Annotated in this window: 16 protein-coding genes; 8 read left to right on the top strand and 8 right to left on the bottom strand. The window is 63.1% G+C overall.

The window, feature by feature from the left end:
* Positions 1-27: 27 nt before the first annotated feature.
* Together xylG and xylF are read right to left on the bottom strand one after the other, a co-directional pair.
* The gene (xylG, locus tag GJ700_RS19180) at positions 28-1,548 is read right to left on the bottom strand and encodes a D-xylose ABC transporter ATP-binding protein (RefSeq protein ID WP_154376832.1); all 1,521 of its coding nucleotides are present in this window, start codon (positions 1,546-1,548) and stop codon (positions 28-30) included.
* An 8-nt stretch (positions 1,549-1,556) separates the two neighbouring features.
* Positions 1,557-2,561: a D-xylose ABC transporter substrate-binding protein gene (xylF, locus tag GJ700_RS19175; protein WP_154376823.1), complete on the bottom strand. Its 1,005-nt coding sequence runs from the start codon at positions 2,559-2,561 to the stop codon at positions 1,557-1,559.
* A 231-nt stretch (positions 2,562-2,792) separates the two neighbouring features.
* Here xylF and GJ700_RS19170 point away from each other — a divergent pair, with 231 nt between their 5' ends.
* Both GJ700_RS19170 and GJ700_RS19165 read left to right on the top strand, forming a co-directional pair.
* Positions 2,793-5,837, top strand: a complete 3,045-nt coding sequence (locus GJ700_RS19170; protein WP_154376821.1) for a TonB-dependent receptor — start codon at positions 2,793-2,795, stop codon at positions 5,835-5,837.
* 42 nt (positions 5,838-5,879) lie between these two features.
* Positions 5,880-7,583 carry a hypothetical protein gene (locus GJ700_RS19165; RefSeq protein WP_154376819.1) on the top strand — a complete coding sequence of 568 codons (1,704 nt, stop codon included), beginning with the start codon at positions 5,880-5,882 and terminating at the stop codon, positions 7,581-7,583.
* Here the strand turns inward: GJ700_RS19165 and GJ700_RS19160 are convergent.
* Positions 7,531-7,965 carry a helix-turn-helix domain-containing protein gene (locus GJ700_RS19160; protein ID WP_154376817.1) on the bottom strand — a complete coding sequence of 145 codons (435 nt, stop codon included), beginning with the start codon at positions 7,963-7,965 and terminating at the stop codon, positions 7,531-7,533. The two genes, GJ700_RS19165 and GJ700_RS19160, sit on opposite strands and share 53 nt — an antisense overlap.
* Before the next feature lie 90 nt (positions 7,966-8,055).
* Between GJ700_RS19160 and GJ700_RS19155 the strand changes: the two genes are divergently transcribed.
* From GJ700_RS19155 to GJ700_RS19140, 4 genes are all read left to right on the top strand, one after another.
* Positions 8,056-8,535, top strand: a complete 480-nt coding sequence (locus GJ700_RS19155) for a DUF2938 family protein (protein WP_154376815.1) — start codon at positions 8,056-8,058, stop codon at positions 8,533-8,535.
* 22 nt (positions 8,536-8,557) lie between these two features.
* Positions 8,558-9,127 carry a flavodoxin family protein gene (locus tag GJ700_RS19150; protein ID WP_154376813.1) on the top strand — a complete coding sequence of 190 codons (570 nt, stop codon included), beginning with the start codon at positions 8,558-8,560 and terminating at the stop codon, positions 9,125-9,127.
* Complete coding sequence (locus GJ700_RS19145) at positions 9,124-9,360, top strand: DUF2798 domain-containing protein (protein WP_371868032.1); 237 nt, start codon at positions 9,124-9,126, stop codon at positions 9,358-9,360. Before GJ700_RS19150 ends, GJ700_RS19145 begins: the two co-directional genes overlap by 4 nt.
* A gap of 66 nt (positions 9,361-9,426) precedes the next feature.
* On the top strand, positions 9,427-10,638 hold the full coding sequence (locus GJ700_RS19140) for a hypothetical protein (RefSeq protein WP_229507115.1): 1,212 nt from the start codon (positions 9,427-9,429) through the stop codon (positions 10,636-10,638).
* A 70-nt stretch (positions 10,639-10,708) separates the two neighbouring features.
* Here GJ700_RS19140 and GJ700_RS19135 read toward each other — a convergent pair whose 3' ends face one another.
* Positions 10,709-11,290, bottom strand: a complete 582-nt coding sequence (locus GJ700_RS19135) for a hypothetical protein (RefSeq protein WP_154376811.1) — start codon at positions 11,288-11,290, stop codon at positions 10,709-10,711.
* 315 nt (positions 11,291-11,605) lie between these two features.
* Here GJ700_RS19135 and GJ700_RS35580 point away from each other — a divergent pair, with 315 nt between their 5' ends.
* Positions 11,606-11,719, top strand: a complete 114-nt coding sequence (locus GJ700_RS35580) for an RNA 2'-phosphotransferase (RefSeq protein WP_154376809.1) — start codon at positions 11,606-11,608, stop codon at positions 11,717-11,719.
* A 50-nt stretch (positions 11,720-11,769) separates the two neighbouring features.
* Positions 11,770-11,886, top strand: a complete 117-nt coding sequence (locus GJ700_RS35575) for a hypothetical protein (protein ID WP_229507114.1) — start codon at positions 11,770-11,772, stop codon at positions 11,884-11,886.
* 96 nt (positions 11,887-11,982) lie between these two features.
* On the opposite strand, the gene GJ700_RS19120 is transcribed toward GJ700_RS35575, so the two are convergent.
* From GJ700_RS19120 to GJ700_RS19105, 4 genes are read right to left on the bottom strand one after another with little or no spacing between them, the layout of a single operon-like run.
* Positions 11,983-13,287 carry an FAD/NAD(P)-dependent oxidoreductase gene (locus GJ700_RS19120; protein ID WP_154376805.1) on the bottom strand — a complete coding sequence of 435 codons (1,305 nt, stop codon included), beginning with the start codon at positions 13,285-13,287 and terminating at the stop codon, positions 11,983-11,985.
* A complete protein-coding gene (locus tag GJ700_RS19115; protein ID WP_154376803.1) occupies positions 13,284-13,598 on the bottom strand; it encodes a 2Fe-2S iron-sulfur cluster-binding protein in 315 nt (104 codons plus the stop codon). Before GJ700_RS19115 ends, GJ700_RS19120 begins: the two co-directional genes overlap by 4 nt.
* A complete protein-coding gene (locus GJ700_RS19110; RefSeq protein WP_154376801.1) occupies positions 13,595-14,737 on the bottom strand; it encodes an NAD(P)/FAD-dependent oxidoreductase in 1,143 nt (380 codons plus the stop codon). Before GJ700_RS19110 ends, GJ700_RS19115 begins: the two co-directional genes overlap by 4 nt.
* A gap of 10 nt (positions 14,738-14,747) precedes the next feature.
* A complete protein-coding gene (locus GJ700_RS19105; RefSeq protein ID WP_154376799.1) occupies positions 14,748-15,677 on the bottom strand; it encodes a 4-hydroxyproline epimerase in 930 nt (309 codons plus the stop codon).
* Between the last annotated feature and the right edge of the window lie 9 nt (positions 15,678-15,686).

Below are 15,686 nucleotides of genomic sequence, written 5' to 3'. Positions count from 1 at the left end.
TTCGCTGGCGCGAAACCGCCCTACGGATTACACGTCCAGGGCAGCGGCCAGGACTGTCTCCTGGGTCAGTCCGTCATTGATAAAGTCTCCTCTGAGGCGGCCTTCGGCCACCACCAGCACGCGGTCCGATACCCCCAGCACTTCCTGCATCTCGGACGACACCATGATGATCGCCACGCCCTGGCTGGCCAGGTCCAGCATCAGCTGGTAAATCTCGTATTTCGCGCCCACGTCCACGCCGCGCGTCGGTTCATCGAGGATCAGCACCCTGGGCCGTGTCAGCAGCATTTTCGACAGCACGGCCTTTTGCTGGTTGCCGCCCGACAGGCCGGTAATGGGCAGGTAAGGGCTGGCGGTCTTCAGCCGCGTGCTGGCGATTTCCTGCTGGATGGCTTTCAGTTCCGCTTCCTGGTCGATGCGCGTGGCGCGCGCAAACTCGCCCAGCACGGACAAGGTGATGTTCTGGCCGACCGACAGGTCCGGCACGATGCCATGCTGCTTGCGGTCTTCCGGCACCATCGCCAGCCCCGCGCGGATGGCTTTCAGGGGCGTCCCGGTATCGATGCGCCGGCCGTCCAGCCACACTTCCGCCTCATACGGTCCGTTGTAGGCGCCGAAGATGGCCGACACCAGTTCCGTGCGGCCCGCGCCCACCAGTCCCGAGATGCCGACGATTTCGCCTTGGCGGACGGTGAACGAAATATTGTCGACGCGCTTGCGTTGCGGGTTGTCGGCGTCGTAGCACGTCACATTGCGCGCTTCGAAGATGGTGTCGCCCGGCGTATGCAGGCGGGTCGGGTACAGCTGGTTCATTTCGCGACCCACCATTTGCGCGATGATGCGGTCCACGCTCATCTCCGCCATGGGCGTGGTGGCGATATGTTTGCCGTCGCGGATCACGACGACGGTGTCGCAGATGGCCGCCACTTCATCGAGCTTGTGCGAAATGTAGACGCAGGTGACGCCTTTGGCTTTCAGCGACCGCATGATGTCGAGCAGGATGCGGATTTCCGACGCGGTCAGCGACGACGATGGTTCGTCGAGGATCAGCAGCCGCGCATTCTTGTTGAGCGCGCGGGCGATTTCAAACAATTGCTGGTGGCCGCCGCCATATTGTTTCACTGGCAGCACCACGTTGACATCCCTGATATTCAGCTCCGCCAGCAATGCTTCCGCGCGCCGGTTCATGGCCGCGTAATCCATGCGGCCGCCGGGCAGCGTGAGCTCATGGCCGAGGAACAGGTTTTCCGCCACCGACAATTCCGGCACCAGCATCAATTCCTGGTGGATGATGACGATGCCGGCCTTTTCCGTGTCGCGGATGGTCTTCGCGTGCAGCGGCTTGCCATCCCAGATGATTTCTCCATCATAGGTGCCATGCGGGTAGACGCCGGACAGCACTTTCATCAGCGTGGATTTGCCGGCGCCGTTTTCCCCGCACAGGCCAGCGCATTCGCCGGCCCTGAGCCGGATATCGATGCCGTCCAGCGCCCGCACACCGTCGAACTGCTTGACGATGCCTTTCATTTCCAGCAGGTAGTCAGACATCGGTACGCTCAGTTGGAGGAAAGCTGGGCTTTGGTGTAGAAGCCGTCCTGCACCAGCAGGTCGACATTGGCCTTGGTCAGTGGCACGGGTTTCAACAGCAGGCTGTCGACCTTTTTAAAGCCGTTATCCAGCTGGGCGTTATAGGTCGGTTTTTCATTGCGCACCAGTTGCACGGACAGCCGGGCCGCTTCCGCCGCGATCACCTTCAACGGCTTGTAGACGGTCATCGCCTGCGTGCCCGCGATCACGCGCTTGACGGCGGCCAAGTCGGCATCCTGCCCGGACACCGCGACCTTGCCGGCCAGTTTTTGCGCCGTCAGCGCCTGGATCGCGCCGCCCGCCGTGCCATCGTTGGACGCCACCACCGCATCGATCTTGTTGCCGTTGGCCGTCAGCGCGTTTTCCACGATGGCCAGTGCCTCCGACGCGCTCCAGTCCTTGACCCACTGCTTGCCGACGATCTTGATGTCGCCCTTGTCGACCAGCGGTTGCAGCACCTTCATCTGGCCTTCGCGCAGGATCTTGGCGTTGTTGTCGGTGGGCGCGCCGCCCAGCAGGTAGTAATTGCCCTTGGGCTTCAGCTGCGTGATGGCGGACGCCTGCAGTTCGCCCACTTTGGCGTTGTCGAACGAGATGTAGGCATCGACATCGGCATTGAGGATCAGGCGGTCATACGACACCACCTTGATCTTCGCTTTCTTCGCTTCGCGGATCGCGTTATTCAGAACAGTGGCGTTGTAGGGCACGATCACCAGCACGTCGACGCCGCGCGAAATCAGGTTTTCGATTTGCGCTATCTGGCGCTGTTCGCTGGCATCGGCCGATTGCACAAAGACTTTCGCGCCCAGCTTTTCCGCTTCGGCCGTGAAGAAGTCGCGGTCGCGCGCCCAGCGCTCGACGCGCAAATCGTCGATGGAAAAGCCGATCTTCGGATTTTTCGCATCGGCCAGTGCAGAACCCGCACCGGCCAACAGCAGGGCGCCCAATGCGGCGGCCTTGAGTATCGCTTTCATTCCTGTCTCCTTATCGTGTCCGTGCCGACGCTTGCCTTGTTCGCGGCAAGTCGCCTATCACTGAATAAATAGCGCTAACATTTTTAGTGTGATGGCTTTGGCGGACAGAGTCAACAGCTTTGTTCGTGCTGAAATGTTTGCGCTAAACATTTTATGTTAAAGATGTTGACTTCGGTTTTGGGCGGAACTACACTTTGATGGTTGCGCTAACAAATATACTGAGGAGACAGCATGACCAAGCAAGTATTCACGCCGCATGCGCGGCGCCAGGTGGCATTCGGATTGACGGTGATGGCGGCCATGATTGCGCAAGCCTATGCGCAGACATCGAGCCAGGACTTACAGACGGTGCAGGTGACGGGTTTCCGCAGCAGCCTGATTTCATCCGCCAAGGACAAGAAGGAATCGCTGGGCTTCCAGGATTCCATCAACGCTGAAGATCTCGGCAAATTCCCCGACAAAAACATCGCGGAATCGCTGAGCCGCATCCCCGGCGTGCAAGTGTCGCGCGACGTGACGGGCGAGGGCATGAATATCCAGATCCGTGGCCTGGGTTCCAGTTTCACGAAAATCCTGCTGAACAATTCACAGATCGCCGTGGCGTCGTCCGGCCCGATCGATGGCCAGAACAGTAACCGCGAAGTGGACCTGGACTTGCTGCCAACCGACCTGTTCACCAAGCTCACCGTCAGCAAGAGCCCGACGGCGGACATGCTGGAAGGCGGCGCGGCCGGTGTCGTGAACTTGCGCAGCGCCCGCCCGTTTGACAAGGAAGGCACCAACGTCGCCACCAGCTTCACCGGCACCCGCGCCAAGATCGCGGACAAGACGGGCGGCCGTGGCTCGGTCCTGGCCAGCAAGACCTTTGGCGACACGTTCGGTATCCTCGGCGGCATTTCATTCTCGCACCAGGAAGCGCGCACGGTGGGCTTTGAAACCGTCGGTTGGACCAATCCGAACCTGTCGGCAACCCAGAACACCGCCTCGACCCGCAACAACACGGGCGGCGGCAACTGGACGATCCCGGCTACCGTGCCGGCCAACGCGGGCAATGGCCTGGTGCCGGGCACCGTGATCGACCAGGCGTTCCTGCTGGCGCACAATCCGGGCCTGACGATCCAGCAAATCGACAATGCGATCCTTCCGCGCCTGGCCCGCACCATGGATTACTACGGCACGCGCGACAAGATTTCCGCCATCGTCAGCACGGAATACCGTCCTTCCAAGGAACTGCACTTCTACCTGGACACCATGTACAGCAAGAAGGACGACGACATGAAGCGCATTGCTTACACCTGGGCCGTGCGCAACAACGCCGCCATCCCGCTGAACATGACGGTCGATCGCAGCGATTGCGCCAACGGCTGCGTGGTCACGGGCGGCACTTACGCGAACGCGCGCAACTTTATCGAATACGGCCCGCGCCGCGACAAGGTCGACCTGTTCGGTATCAATCCCGGCATGGAATGGCAACTGACGCCGACCTTGAAACTCGATGCGCAGGCCAATTTCAACCGCAGCCGCTTCAGCCACGAAGCGCCGACCGTGATGCCGATCACGGCGGAAAACGGTGGCAATACCATCACGTACACGATGGATGGCGGCGTGCCGGGCGTGGTGTCGAGCCTGGACTTGAACAACCCGGCGTCGTACGTATGGGCCGGCGGCCGCCTGAACATCCAGAACGAATTGCGCGAGACCCGCACCAAGGGCTTCCACACGGACCTGACGTGGGGCGACAAGGCCTTCAACCTGAAGGGCGGCCTGGCGTACGACGACATCAACCGCCGCATCCGGGCACAGGACAATTCCGGCGCATGGCAGGCCGCCGTGTGCGGCAACAACCCCAGCGTGTTCCTGCTGGGACCCAACGGCGGCCCCACCTGCGACGGCGCCAGCACGCCGGGCGCCAGCGCGGCCGCGCTGTATCCGGGCTATGGCACGGGCTACACGGCGGGCGCCACCACGCCGCTGACCTATGGCGGTTCGCTGGTGCCGGCGGCCAAGCTGCAAAGCTATATCGTGGCAGGCCCGCACGGCATGCCGGTGATCGACTGGGACCGCTTCCGCAAGGATGCCAACTACGACGCATATAACAGTTCCGCACCGTACACGGCGTCGTCGTCGACCGGCGCCAGCTCGGGCTATATCGGTGAACGCACCACGGGCGCCTATCTGGAAGCGAGCGGCGACACCAAGGTGCTGGGTTATGGCGTGCGCTACAACGGCGGCGTGCGTTACGTTCGCACCCGCCAGTCGGTCGGTTCGTACAACTCGCTGACCGATCCGCGCAATGCCAACCTGACGCAGAATGGCAGCAAGTATCCGAACGTGGACCAATGGGTGTACCAGGAAACCAATTACAGCAACGTGCTGCCATCGGCGACCGCCGCGCTGACCCTGCGCAGCGATATCGTGGCGCGCGCCGCCGTGTCGCGCACGATGACGCGGGTGGATCCGAATGCGCTGCGGCCGGGCATCAACTTCTCCGGCGTGTCGGCCGACGTCGGCTCGGTGGGCAACTCGGGCCTGAAGCCCTACATCTCGGACAACATCGACCTGGGGCTGGACTGGTACACGGGCCGCGAGGGCTATGTCAGCCTGACCGCGTTCCAGAAGAAAGTCGATGGCTTCACCGTCAATGAAAACATCACGACGCCATTCTCCGCGCTGGCCGCCTTCGGCGTCACCTATGGCAGCCTGACGCCGCTGCAGCAGGCGGCCATCAATTCGCGTGGCGGTCCCGACGCGGCCACCGTGGTGCTGACCCGTCCGCGCAATGCGGACGGCACCCTGCGTATCCGCGGCCTGGAAGTGGGCTGGGTACAGCCGCTGGACAAATTGCTGCCATGGCGCGGCTTCGGCTTCAATGAAACCGTCACCTTCATCAACCAGAAAGCCAGCGGCGAGGGTTCCAACGGCTTCGTCGCGCTGGGCGTGCCGAAACGCACCAACAACGTCGGCGTGTACTATGAAAACCATGGCTACATGGCGCGCCTGTCGCACACGTTCTCGAAGGGCAGCCAGGTGGCGTCGGGCAACCAGAATGGCATTCCCAACGCGGCGCTGTATTCGGACGATTACAAGCAGCTGGACTTCTCGTCCAACGTGGACCTGGAAAAGGTGCTGGACCGCGATGGCTGGCCGACCATCACGTTTGATATCGTGAACTTGAACAACGGCTCGCGCCGCACCTACTTCCAGTTCCCGAACGCGACGTTCTCCAAGTATTCGCCGGGCCGCACTTACTCGGTGGGGATACGCAAGACGTTTTAACTGCGCTATGATTGCCGGTTCTTGATAAATTGGATATCAAAATTGGCAATCAAATCCATGATCGCGGCGCTGCTGCTGGGCAGTGGCGCCGCCCCCTTTGCTGCCGCCGGTGCATCCGGCGTGACTGTCGACATGACGATGGCTGCGCCGGACCACCTGATGGTGTCGTATTTCCTTCCCGCCGGTTGCGGCAAACTGCCGTTCGATAAGCATGGCGGCGACGGCGCGGCGATCCGCGCCCAATGGCAAGCGCTCGACCAGTGCGGCAGCGCCGACGGCGAAGCCTTGCTGCGCAAGGACAACGCATGCGCAGCGGTGCGGCTGCGGGTGCCGGCATCGACTGCGAGCCGGCCCGGCTACCCGGCCGCATTCCCCCTGGGCGAAACGCTGTATGTCCACACCAGCAATTTCGCTGTGGGCCCGCAGTGCGGCCCCGTCACGTACCGATTCCATGCGCCGAAGGAGGTGGCATTGCAGGGCCGCATCGTGCCGGGCAGTGCCGAGGTCAAGGATGGCGGCGACATGGGGGTATTGCTGTCGTCGGTGCCATTGACGGCCGCGCCGGAAGGCATCCGCTACTATGCCCCGGGGCTGGGCGCGTCCAATGTGGAGCGCATCGACCGCGTTGCGCGCGGCACGGTCGCCTACCTGAAATCGGCCATGCCGGACGCGCCGTTCCGCATGCCTGTGCTGGCGGCGGCGCGCGTGGAAGCGCCCGGCGGCGTTGGCGTGGATGGCGATGCGGCCGACGTGTTGCGGCTGGGACTGTTGAACTGGCCCGCGCAGCCGTCGCATGACGACCAGGAGCAATTGACGTTACTGGTGTCGCACGAATTCAGCCACCGCTTCCAGTTGCGCGATGCATTCGACGACTATGCGGACGGGCGCCTGATCCACGAGGGCGGGGCGGAGTTCCTGCGCTGGGTGGTCGGCGTGCAGAATGGCTGGCTGTCGAAGCAGGAAGCAGCCCGTGTGCTCGATGATGCGCTGGCCGAGTGCCTGCTGGCGACGGGACGGCGCACGTGGCGCGCGTTGGATAAACGTGAAATCGGCAGCCGCCGGCTGGCTTACCGCTGCGGCTTGCCGGCCTATGCGTATGCGCTGGCCGCACGCCAGGGCGGCGATACGGCGCTGCAGCGGTTCAGCGGACTGTATCGGAGCGCGCAGGCGGGCCATATGCCGAACTTTGCCCAGGCGCTGGAATGCGGGACGCATGCTGCCTGCCAGGCCCGCTGGCTGCCGGCGTTGCTGGAGAAGGAGGTGCCGATGCGGCAAGCGTTCGGCGCGTTGTTTGATGCCACCACGCTGGCGCATGTTGCCGCACCCACGGCATCGCAGCGCAAGCTGATGCTGTTGCAGGCGTTTGAATGGCTGATGCACGAAGACTGCGGCGGCGCCAGTTATTTCCCGGGCACGAATGTGATCATCGTCGACGGCAGTGTTCAATGCCGTGCGCTGAAAGGCGGCATGCGCGTGTCGCAGGTTGAAGGGTATGCCTTGTCCGATCCGGATGCGGTGCAGGCATTGAGTTCGGCCTGCGCCCAGCGCAAGCAGGTGCGGCTGGGGCTCGAGCAAGGACAGCCGGTGGACGTTGCATGCAGCAAGCCGTACGACGCCACGCAGCGGTTTTATCACGCGGACATCGACGCGCTGCTGGCGGCATTGAAGTTGCCGCCGGCGCCGAAAGAACTGGTCAGTGACCCGGAAGCTTCGGCACTTCCACTTGCTTCCAGCGCCGCTCGATAGCCCCTGACGCCGCCGCCTTCAGCAATCGCTGGAATTTCGGACATTCCGCGTGGCTGGGGGCGGGACAAGCGGCGGCATGACGCAAGCCATCGCTCATCGCTTGCAGGCGCCGGATCTGCGCATCGATATCGTCGGCCTTGGCTGCCAATATCTGCCGGTCGATCTGCGCCTGCCCATTGGGCAGCAGCATCGACCGGATTTCATCGAGCGACAATCCCGCCGACTGGCCCAGCGAAATCAGCGCCAGCTGATCCAGCACCTGCTTGCCGAACGTGCGGCGTATTCCCTGGCGCCCGCTGGACGCGATCAATCCCTTCTTTTCGTAATACCGCAATGCCGACGCCGGCACCCCCGTGAGTTTGGCGACTTCCGCGATATCCATAATATTTCCCTTTTTTCGGCCTTGACTTGAAGTTGACTTTAACTTCTATAGTGGACTCATCGATCAATCGCGTCAACGGGAGTCTTCACCATGGAAATCGTCAAAATTGCCCTGATCGGGATCGGCGCCACCGCCGTCCTGGATGGATGGCTGATGCTGCTGAAGCGGCTGGGCGTGCCAACCTTGAATTTCGCCTTCATCGGCCGCTGGGCCGGCCACCTCGTGCGCGGCACGTTTGCCCACGCCGCCATCGCCAAGTCGCCGCCCGTGCGGGGCGAGCTGGCGATGGGCTGGCTGATGCACTACGCGATCGGCATCGGCTTTGCCGCATTGCTGGTGGCGGTGCAGGGCATGCAGTGGGCGATGCAACCGACGTTGCTGCCCGCGCTGGCGGCCGGCCTGGCCACGGTGGTGGCGCCACTGTTCGTCATGCAGCCAGCCATGGGCGCCGGTATCGCATCATCGAAAACCGCCACGCCGCTGAAGAATTGCCTGCGCAGTGTGGCCAATCACACGGTATTCGGGCTGGGGTTGTATGCCGCAGCAGCATTGACCGCTTTGCTTTTTTAACGTTACCAGGGAGTCATGAAGCATGAAAAAAATCGCCATCGTCTATCACAGCGCCCACGGGCACACGAAATACATTGCCATGCATGTTGCGGAAGGCGTGCTGGGTGCGCAGGGAATTGAAGCCGAACTATTGAAAGCCGAGGACGTGGCGCAATCGCCGCAAGTGCTGCAGGATTACGACGGCATTGTCTTCGGTTCGCCTACGTACCTTGGCGGCGTCAGCGGCGCCTTCAAGACCTTCATGGATGCGACGGGAAAAATGTGGCGTACGCAGCAACTGAAGGGCAAGCTGGCGGCGGGCTTCACCGTGTCGTCGCTGCCGGCGGGCGACAAGCAATCCACGCTGACGTCGATGTTCGTGTTCGCCATGCAGCATGGCATGCTGTGGGCCGGCAACCCGATCCTGCCGGAACAGCATAGCGGCGTACCGTACGACGAAGCGGCGAACCGCCTCGGTTCATGGTCCGGCCTGATGGCACAGGCCGAACACGGCGCGCCTGCCGATGCCTTCGCGCCGGGCGACGTCAAGACCGCGCACCTGTTCGGCCTGAACTTCGCGCAGACGTTGCTGCGGCTTGGAGGTTCAGCGTGATCCCGAAAAAATACGCGCCACTGCTGTTCAGCTTTATCCTGTCGGGGCAAATGTCGCTGCTGATTTCCGGCATCACGACCTTCCGCGCCACTGGCTGGGTGCCGGGATTCTTCGGCTTGTGGCTGGGCGCATGGCTGACGGCGTGGCTGTTCGCGTTTCCCGCCGTGCTGCTGGTGTCGCCGCCGGCGCGGGTGCTGGTGCGCTTGATGACGGGTGGGCAGGAACGTAATTAATTTGCAACATCTACGCGCGCCACGCGTAGAATGACGCTCTTCATTCTCTACGACGAGGAAACGTCCATGCCGCGTTCTTTTGCATTGCCGACTGCCGCCATCCTGATGCTGTGCCAGTTCCCATCCCTGCATGCGGAAATGCTCCCTGGCCTGCCGCTGAAGGTCGATGTCCGGCACGTCGCCAATGATAAATGGCGCGTCGATTACCGGTTCACGCAACCCGTCACCGCCATCACAATGCCGACAGTCGCAGACTATCGCCAGCGCGCGTGGAAAATCCTGACGCCCGGGATGCGGTTGAAAGCGGTTGGCGAACAGGATGTCATCGCGGCCACAAGTGGCAAGCCATTCATGGCCGCCAGCGTTGAAATCACGACGTTTGATGGCTTCGCGCCCAAGGACTATGCGTCGTTCACCCGCTTCACGGACGGCGGCACGGCGATTTACCTCGGCCATTTGCAGGGCGAAGCCCGGCGCGGCAAACAAAAGTATGAGATGCAGACCGACATCAAGCTGACCGGTTTGCCTAAGGAAAATGTGATTGCGCCGCCACTGAACCGGCAGATGCCGGGCGGCGCCCGTGGTTACGCGTATTTCGGACCGGCGCAAGCCGTGTCCGCGGGCGGCACGAAAATCCTGATGGATCCGGAAACGCCGCCATGGGCCCGTGAAACCGTGCTGGATGCCGGGGCCAAACTCTCGCAATACTATGAAACAGCGTATCAGCGCGCCTTGCGCGACGAGCTGCTGATCATGGTGGCGATCTCGGGTTTCGAGGCGCCCGGATTGTCCATGAAGGGCGGCGCAGTCATGGGCCAACTGTCGTACCGATTTGAAGGCAAGGCTTTGGTGGGCGATCATCCGAAGAAACGGGATTACCTGGCCCGTCTCGTTGCGCATGAAATGGCGCACGTGTGGCAAATGAATATTGCCCGTGGCGGCGTCGGCGCGGATGAACCGTGGGTGCATGAAGGCGGCGCGGAAGCCATGGCCCTCGATGGCTTGCAGCAAACTGGCTTGTTCTCGGAGGATAAAGTTCAGGCATACCTCGCGGAAAAAACCGCCACATGCGAAAAACTTGGCCATTCGGTGGCGTCGTATGACGGCATCTATGCCTGCGGCTTGATGCGGTTCGATCAGTTGGGCGTGGCCATCGTGCCGCTATGGCGCTCCATGATGCAGGCCACGGAAGTGAAGGGCGATGTGTATTCCGGTGCGATGATCGAGGCGCTGGTGCGTGAGCAGGGCGAAAAATGGCGTCCCGGCGGCGCCAACTGACGGACGGCACCGCCAGCAAGGAAAAAATGCATTGCCGTGCACATTGCGGAAGGTGTGCAGTAAGGCATGTTTATTCGAAGTCTTTCAGCCGGATGCGGTATTTGCGCCGCTCCGGCAAGTCCCAGCCGGGCATCGGTTCGGAACAGCGGGGCTGGGTTGGCGCATCCGCTTGCGGCAATTTCGATGCCTTGCGCGCGGACGCAGGCGACATGTGCCCAGGCTTGGTCTCGGCTTCTTCGGCAAGCACTTGCGCGCGTAACCGACTGGCCAATTGCCACTTCTTGTCTTCCGGCCGCTTGATGTACAAATCACGCCATGCATTTCGCACAGTACATTCAAATGAACGCGCGAATTGATTGGGTGTCACTGAACGGCCATCGTGGATAATGCTGTCTCCCACGACCCGCGCATAATTGTGTTCACCATGGCTCCAGGAACGCAGACATGTGCCTTCTGGTAAAAACAGCATCTTCCATTGATACCCCCGCATTGCCGGCCCGGTAGGTGCTTCTCCTGATTGTGCGAACAGCCACGCCCATAGTGCCTCAGTCGTCGCGCGGTCAACACTGCACTGATCGCGGCGGGTCTTTAAGTACCCCAGCAATTTCAATAGTAGGTCCTGAGGTATCTCCACGGTCACTCTGGTTAACATGCTCCACCTCCTATCTCTTTTGGGTTTCTCCTGTCTCCTTTGATCTTCATTTCTAAAAAAGGTTCAAAAGAAGATCGAAGAAGACAAAAAGAGACAAGGATTGGAGGCGGTTAACCAGAGGGAGCGCTGGGGGACCACCTCCCAGCCGCTTACAGGCATTTTGTACATAACGGCTTGCTCCAACTTGAACCGTGGACCTTGGCTGACGACGCGGGTTCGATTGATCATCCGCCTGATTTTGAAAAAAATCGGTACGCTACTCGGCAATGCAAGCGTGAAACTGGCGCCGGTTCCCTGATATGAAGGATTTCATCGATGAGTGACGACAGGCGCATCGAGCGCGTCAGCAAATTCCTCTCTCTCATCTTGCGCCATCAGCCCGAAGTTATCGGACTGACGCTGGATGCCAACGGCTGGGTTTATCGGTAAATTTGGAGACCGCCACAAAGGTTGGCGCGCGACATGGAAAACCAGTCGTATTGATCGTCCATGCCGGGCAAATGCATGCGCAGGGCCATGCGTTTTACCGGTCACAGAACGGCGTCTGGCTGACCGACAGCGTGCCGGTGGAATTCATCGACTTCCCGGCGGAGTAAAAAAACGCAGCGCACACCAGGCGGGAGGGGATTCCGCCAGGCCTGCGCTGCGCAAGACAGCAAAAGACATAACTCACGACAAAGAACTACACAGAGCTACAGGGTACTGCGGGCACTACAGGGATGCGGTGTTTCAAAGATAATGCTGTCGATACGCGCCGGCGACAGCGGCACGCGGACCGTGTCCGGGCGCCAGCCGTACAGCGCGCCGGTGGCGCCGCCGCACACGCGGCCCTGGCACGGGCCCATGCCGCAGCGGGTGTGGAGCTTGGCGCTGCGCCAGGTGCCGTGGCTGCGCAACTCGCCGTGCGTCACGTCTTCGCAGCGGCAGACAATGGTGTCGTCGCCGGCCAGCGCGAGGATGGCGGGTTTGACCGCAAAGGCGCGCGCCAGCCGCGCCGCGAAAGCGCGCCAGCGTGCGCGCTCGGCGAAATGGCTTGCAGCCTGGTCACGCTTGCCGGCGGCGGACAGTCCGGCAATGCGGCCTTCCACCAGCGCCTTGTCGACGCCGCCCACTCCCGTGCCTTCGCCGGCCACATAAATGCCGTCTCTGCTGGTCTGCTGCCACGCATCGGCGTCAATGGAACCGGAATCTGCGCTTGTGGCGCAGCCCAGTGCCAGGGCCAGTTCCGGGTTGGGAACCAGTCCGTAGCCGCATGCGAGGTAATCGCAGGGGATTTCGATGTCGCGGCCCGCCGTGCGCACCACGGCGGCGCGGACAGCGGAACCGCTGGTATTGCTGACGGCGGCAGCCACGTGGCTGTCGCGCAAATACGGGATGCCTTGCAGGCGCGAACGCAGCTGCCACGCCTGCATGATTTTTGACGGCGTCGCCAGCAGCGCCAGTCCAAAGCGCCCCAGGCTGGCGTTGTCCGCCTGTTCCACGATGGCTTGCACCTGCGCGCCCTTGTCCACCAGCGTGGCGGCCACCGCCAGCAGCAGAGGGCCGGAACCCGCCACCACCACGCGCTTGCCATCGAGCGGATAGCCGCCCTTGACCAGCGCCTGCAAGCCGCCCGCGCCGGTCACGCCGGGCAAGGTCCAGCCGGGGAAGGGCAGCAGCAATTCGCGTGCGCCTGTCGCCAGGATCAGGCGCTGGTAGTGCAGCGTCATGGACTTGGAAGGCGTCTGCACCAGCAATGCGGCGGGTTCCGGCGCATACAGCACGCGCGCCTGGTGGATGAACGTCACGTTTTGCGCGCCGTGCAGTTCGCGCCACAGCAGGCGCGCGCGTTCATCCTGCTGGTGCTGCGCGCCGCCGCGCCAGATCTGGCCGCCGGTGGCCGGGTTGTCGTCCACCACGGCAATCGACAGCAGCGGGTCGGCATGGGCCGCCGCGTGTGCGGCAGCCAGACCCGCGGGGCCGGCGCCGATAATGACGATATCGTAGCGGTTGGTCATTTTTGCCCCTCCCAGGCGGCGGTCCGCACATCCATGCCCGGTTCGCACAGGGTCTGGCACGACAACTGGTGCGCGCGGCCATCGATGGTGACGCGGCATTCCTGGCAAATGCCCATGCCGCATACGGGACCGCGCGGCATGCCGGACACGGACTTGCGCGTCAGGACCGTGGCGTGGGCATGGGCGATGGCGGCAACCACCGTGCTGCCAACCGGCACCGCCACGGCGTGGCCATCGACCATGACGATGACGGCATTCAGGTTGGTTTGCGGCGTAATCGCTTCCACCAGTGCTTCCGCAACAGCGTTCATTGCACGCCTCCGTGGTTGGCCAGCGCCGTGAAGCGGGCGGGCAGGTAAGGTTCCGCGGCAATCGCGGGGCGGTCGTTCAACAGTTGCGACGCCAGCAAATGGGCCGTGGCCAGCGACGTCGTGATGCCCAATCCTTCATGGCCGGTGGCCAGCCACAGGCCCGGACGTGCCGGGTGGGGACCGATCAGCGGCAAACCGTCCGGGCTGGCGGCGCGCATGCCGGTCCAGCAGCGCAGCAAATTCAGCCCGGCCAGCGCGGGCGTAAAGGACGCCGCGTGGCGCAGCATGCGCGCCATCATGGCCGGTTCCACCGCCAGGTCTTCCGTGCCGAACTGGCGCGACGACCCGATCAGGATTTGCCCGGTGGGGCGGGGCTGCAAATTGAAGGCCACGGAATCGCCGCTGGCAGCATGGGCGCTCTTGATATAGCCCAGTTCCACCAGCTGGTGGCGGATAAAACCCGGATAGCGGTCGGTAATGGCGACGTGGCCCTTCTTTGGTTGCACCGGCAATTCCGGCACCAGTGCCGCGCTGCGCGAGCCGCAGGCCAGCACCACGGTGTCGGCACGCAGTTCGCGGCCATCGGCCAGCAGCACGCCGGCTGTCGTTACACCGTCATGCAGCAGCGACGCCACTTTGCCCATCACCAGTTGCGTGCCGTTGGCCATGGCCCGTTCCAGCAGCAGGCGCGCACTTTTAGGAGGATATACCAGGCCGTCGCCGGAGACCAGCAAGCCGCCGGCCAAGCCAGGGCGCAGCGCCGGTTCCCGTTCATACAGGGCCACGGCGTTGAGCAGCGTGCAATCGATGCCGTTGGCGCGCAGGATGTCGCCCTTGGCGCGCGCCGCATCCATTTCCTCGTCATCGGCCGCCACCCAGATCGTGCCGCAGCGGCTGTATTCATGCCGGGCCGGCGCGGCGCCGACGAATTCACGCCACAGCGCCAGCGAATACGACGACAGCGCCAGTTCCGCCGCATTGTCGTCCATCACGACCAGGTGCCCCATGCCGGCCGCCGTGGCGCCGGAACCGATGGCATCCTGTTCGACAATGGTGACTTGCACACCGCGCGCGGCCAGCGCTTCCGCGCAGGCCGCGCCGATGATGCCGGCGCCGATGATGAGTACGTCCGTGTTCATCTGGCGGTTCTCAGCGGATGCCCCAGACCAGCGGGTCGGACGGGTCGAGGATCAGCCTGGCCTGCGCATTGACCCACGCCTGGCCCTTGATGGAAGGGATCAGCAAGTCGCCGTCGCGGCGGTACGAACCCTCAAAAACGCTGCCGACGATGCTTTGCTGGCGCCAGACCTGGCCCTCCGCCAGCTTGCCATCGGCCGCCAGGCACGCCAGCTTGGCGCTGGTGCCGGTGCCGCAAGGCGAGCGGTCGTACGCGTGGCCGGGGCACAGCACGAAGTTGCGGCTGTCCGCGTCCGGCGTGTCCGAGAACAGTTCGATATGGTCGATTTCCGCGCCATCGTCGCCGGTGATGCCGGCGTCCTGCAGCGCCTGGCGCAGGGCGGACGTGTAGGCCGTCAGTTTGCCCGCATTCGACACTTGCAGGGACTGGCCATGGTTGGCGGCCAGGAAGAACCAGTTGCCGCCCCACGCCACGTCGCCCGTGACGGGACCGTAGCCCGGCACGTCGACCGCGACATCATGTTGCGTGCGGCGGGCCGGGACGTTTTCCACGGTGACGTTGCCGTCCGCGTGCAATTCCGCTTCCACCACGCCCACCGGCGTATCGATGCGGTGCCTGCCCGGGCCGATCCTGCCCATGAAGGCCAGCGACGCCACCAGGCCGATGGTGCCGTGGCCGCACATGCCGAGGTAGCCGACATTGTTGAAGAAAATGACACCCGCGGCGCAATCGGGCGCATGGGGTTCGCACAGCAGCGCGCCGACCAGCACGTCCGAGCCGCGCGGTTCGCAGACCACGGCGGAGCGGAATTGGTCGTGGTCGCGGCGCAGCCGTTCCAGGCGCTCGGACAGTGGGCCGTGGCCCAGGTCCGGGCCTCCTTCGGTGACCAGGCGGGTGGGTTCGCCGCCGGTGTGGGAATCGATGATGGAGATCGTTTGCATGATGAATGA

It is taken from the genome of Pseudoduganella rivuli (assembly GCF_009674485.1).
Lineage (GTDB): Bacteria > Pseudomonadota > Gammaproteobacteria > Burkholderiales > Burkholderiaceae_D > Rugamonas > Rugamonas rivuli_B.
Note: the sequence above shows the minus strand (reverse complement) of the source record. Positions and strands in the feature narration are given on the sequence as shown.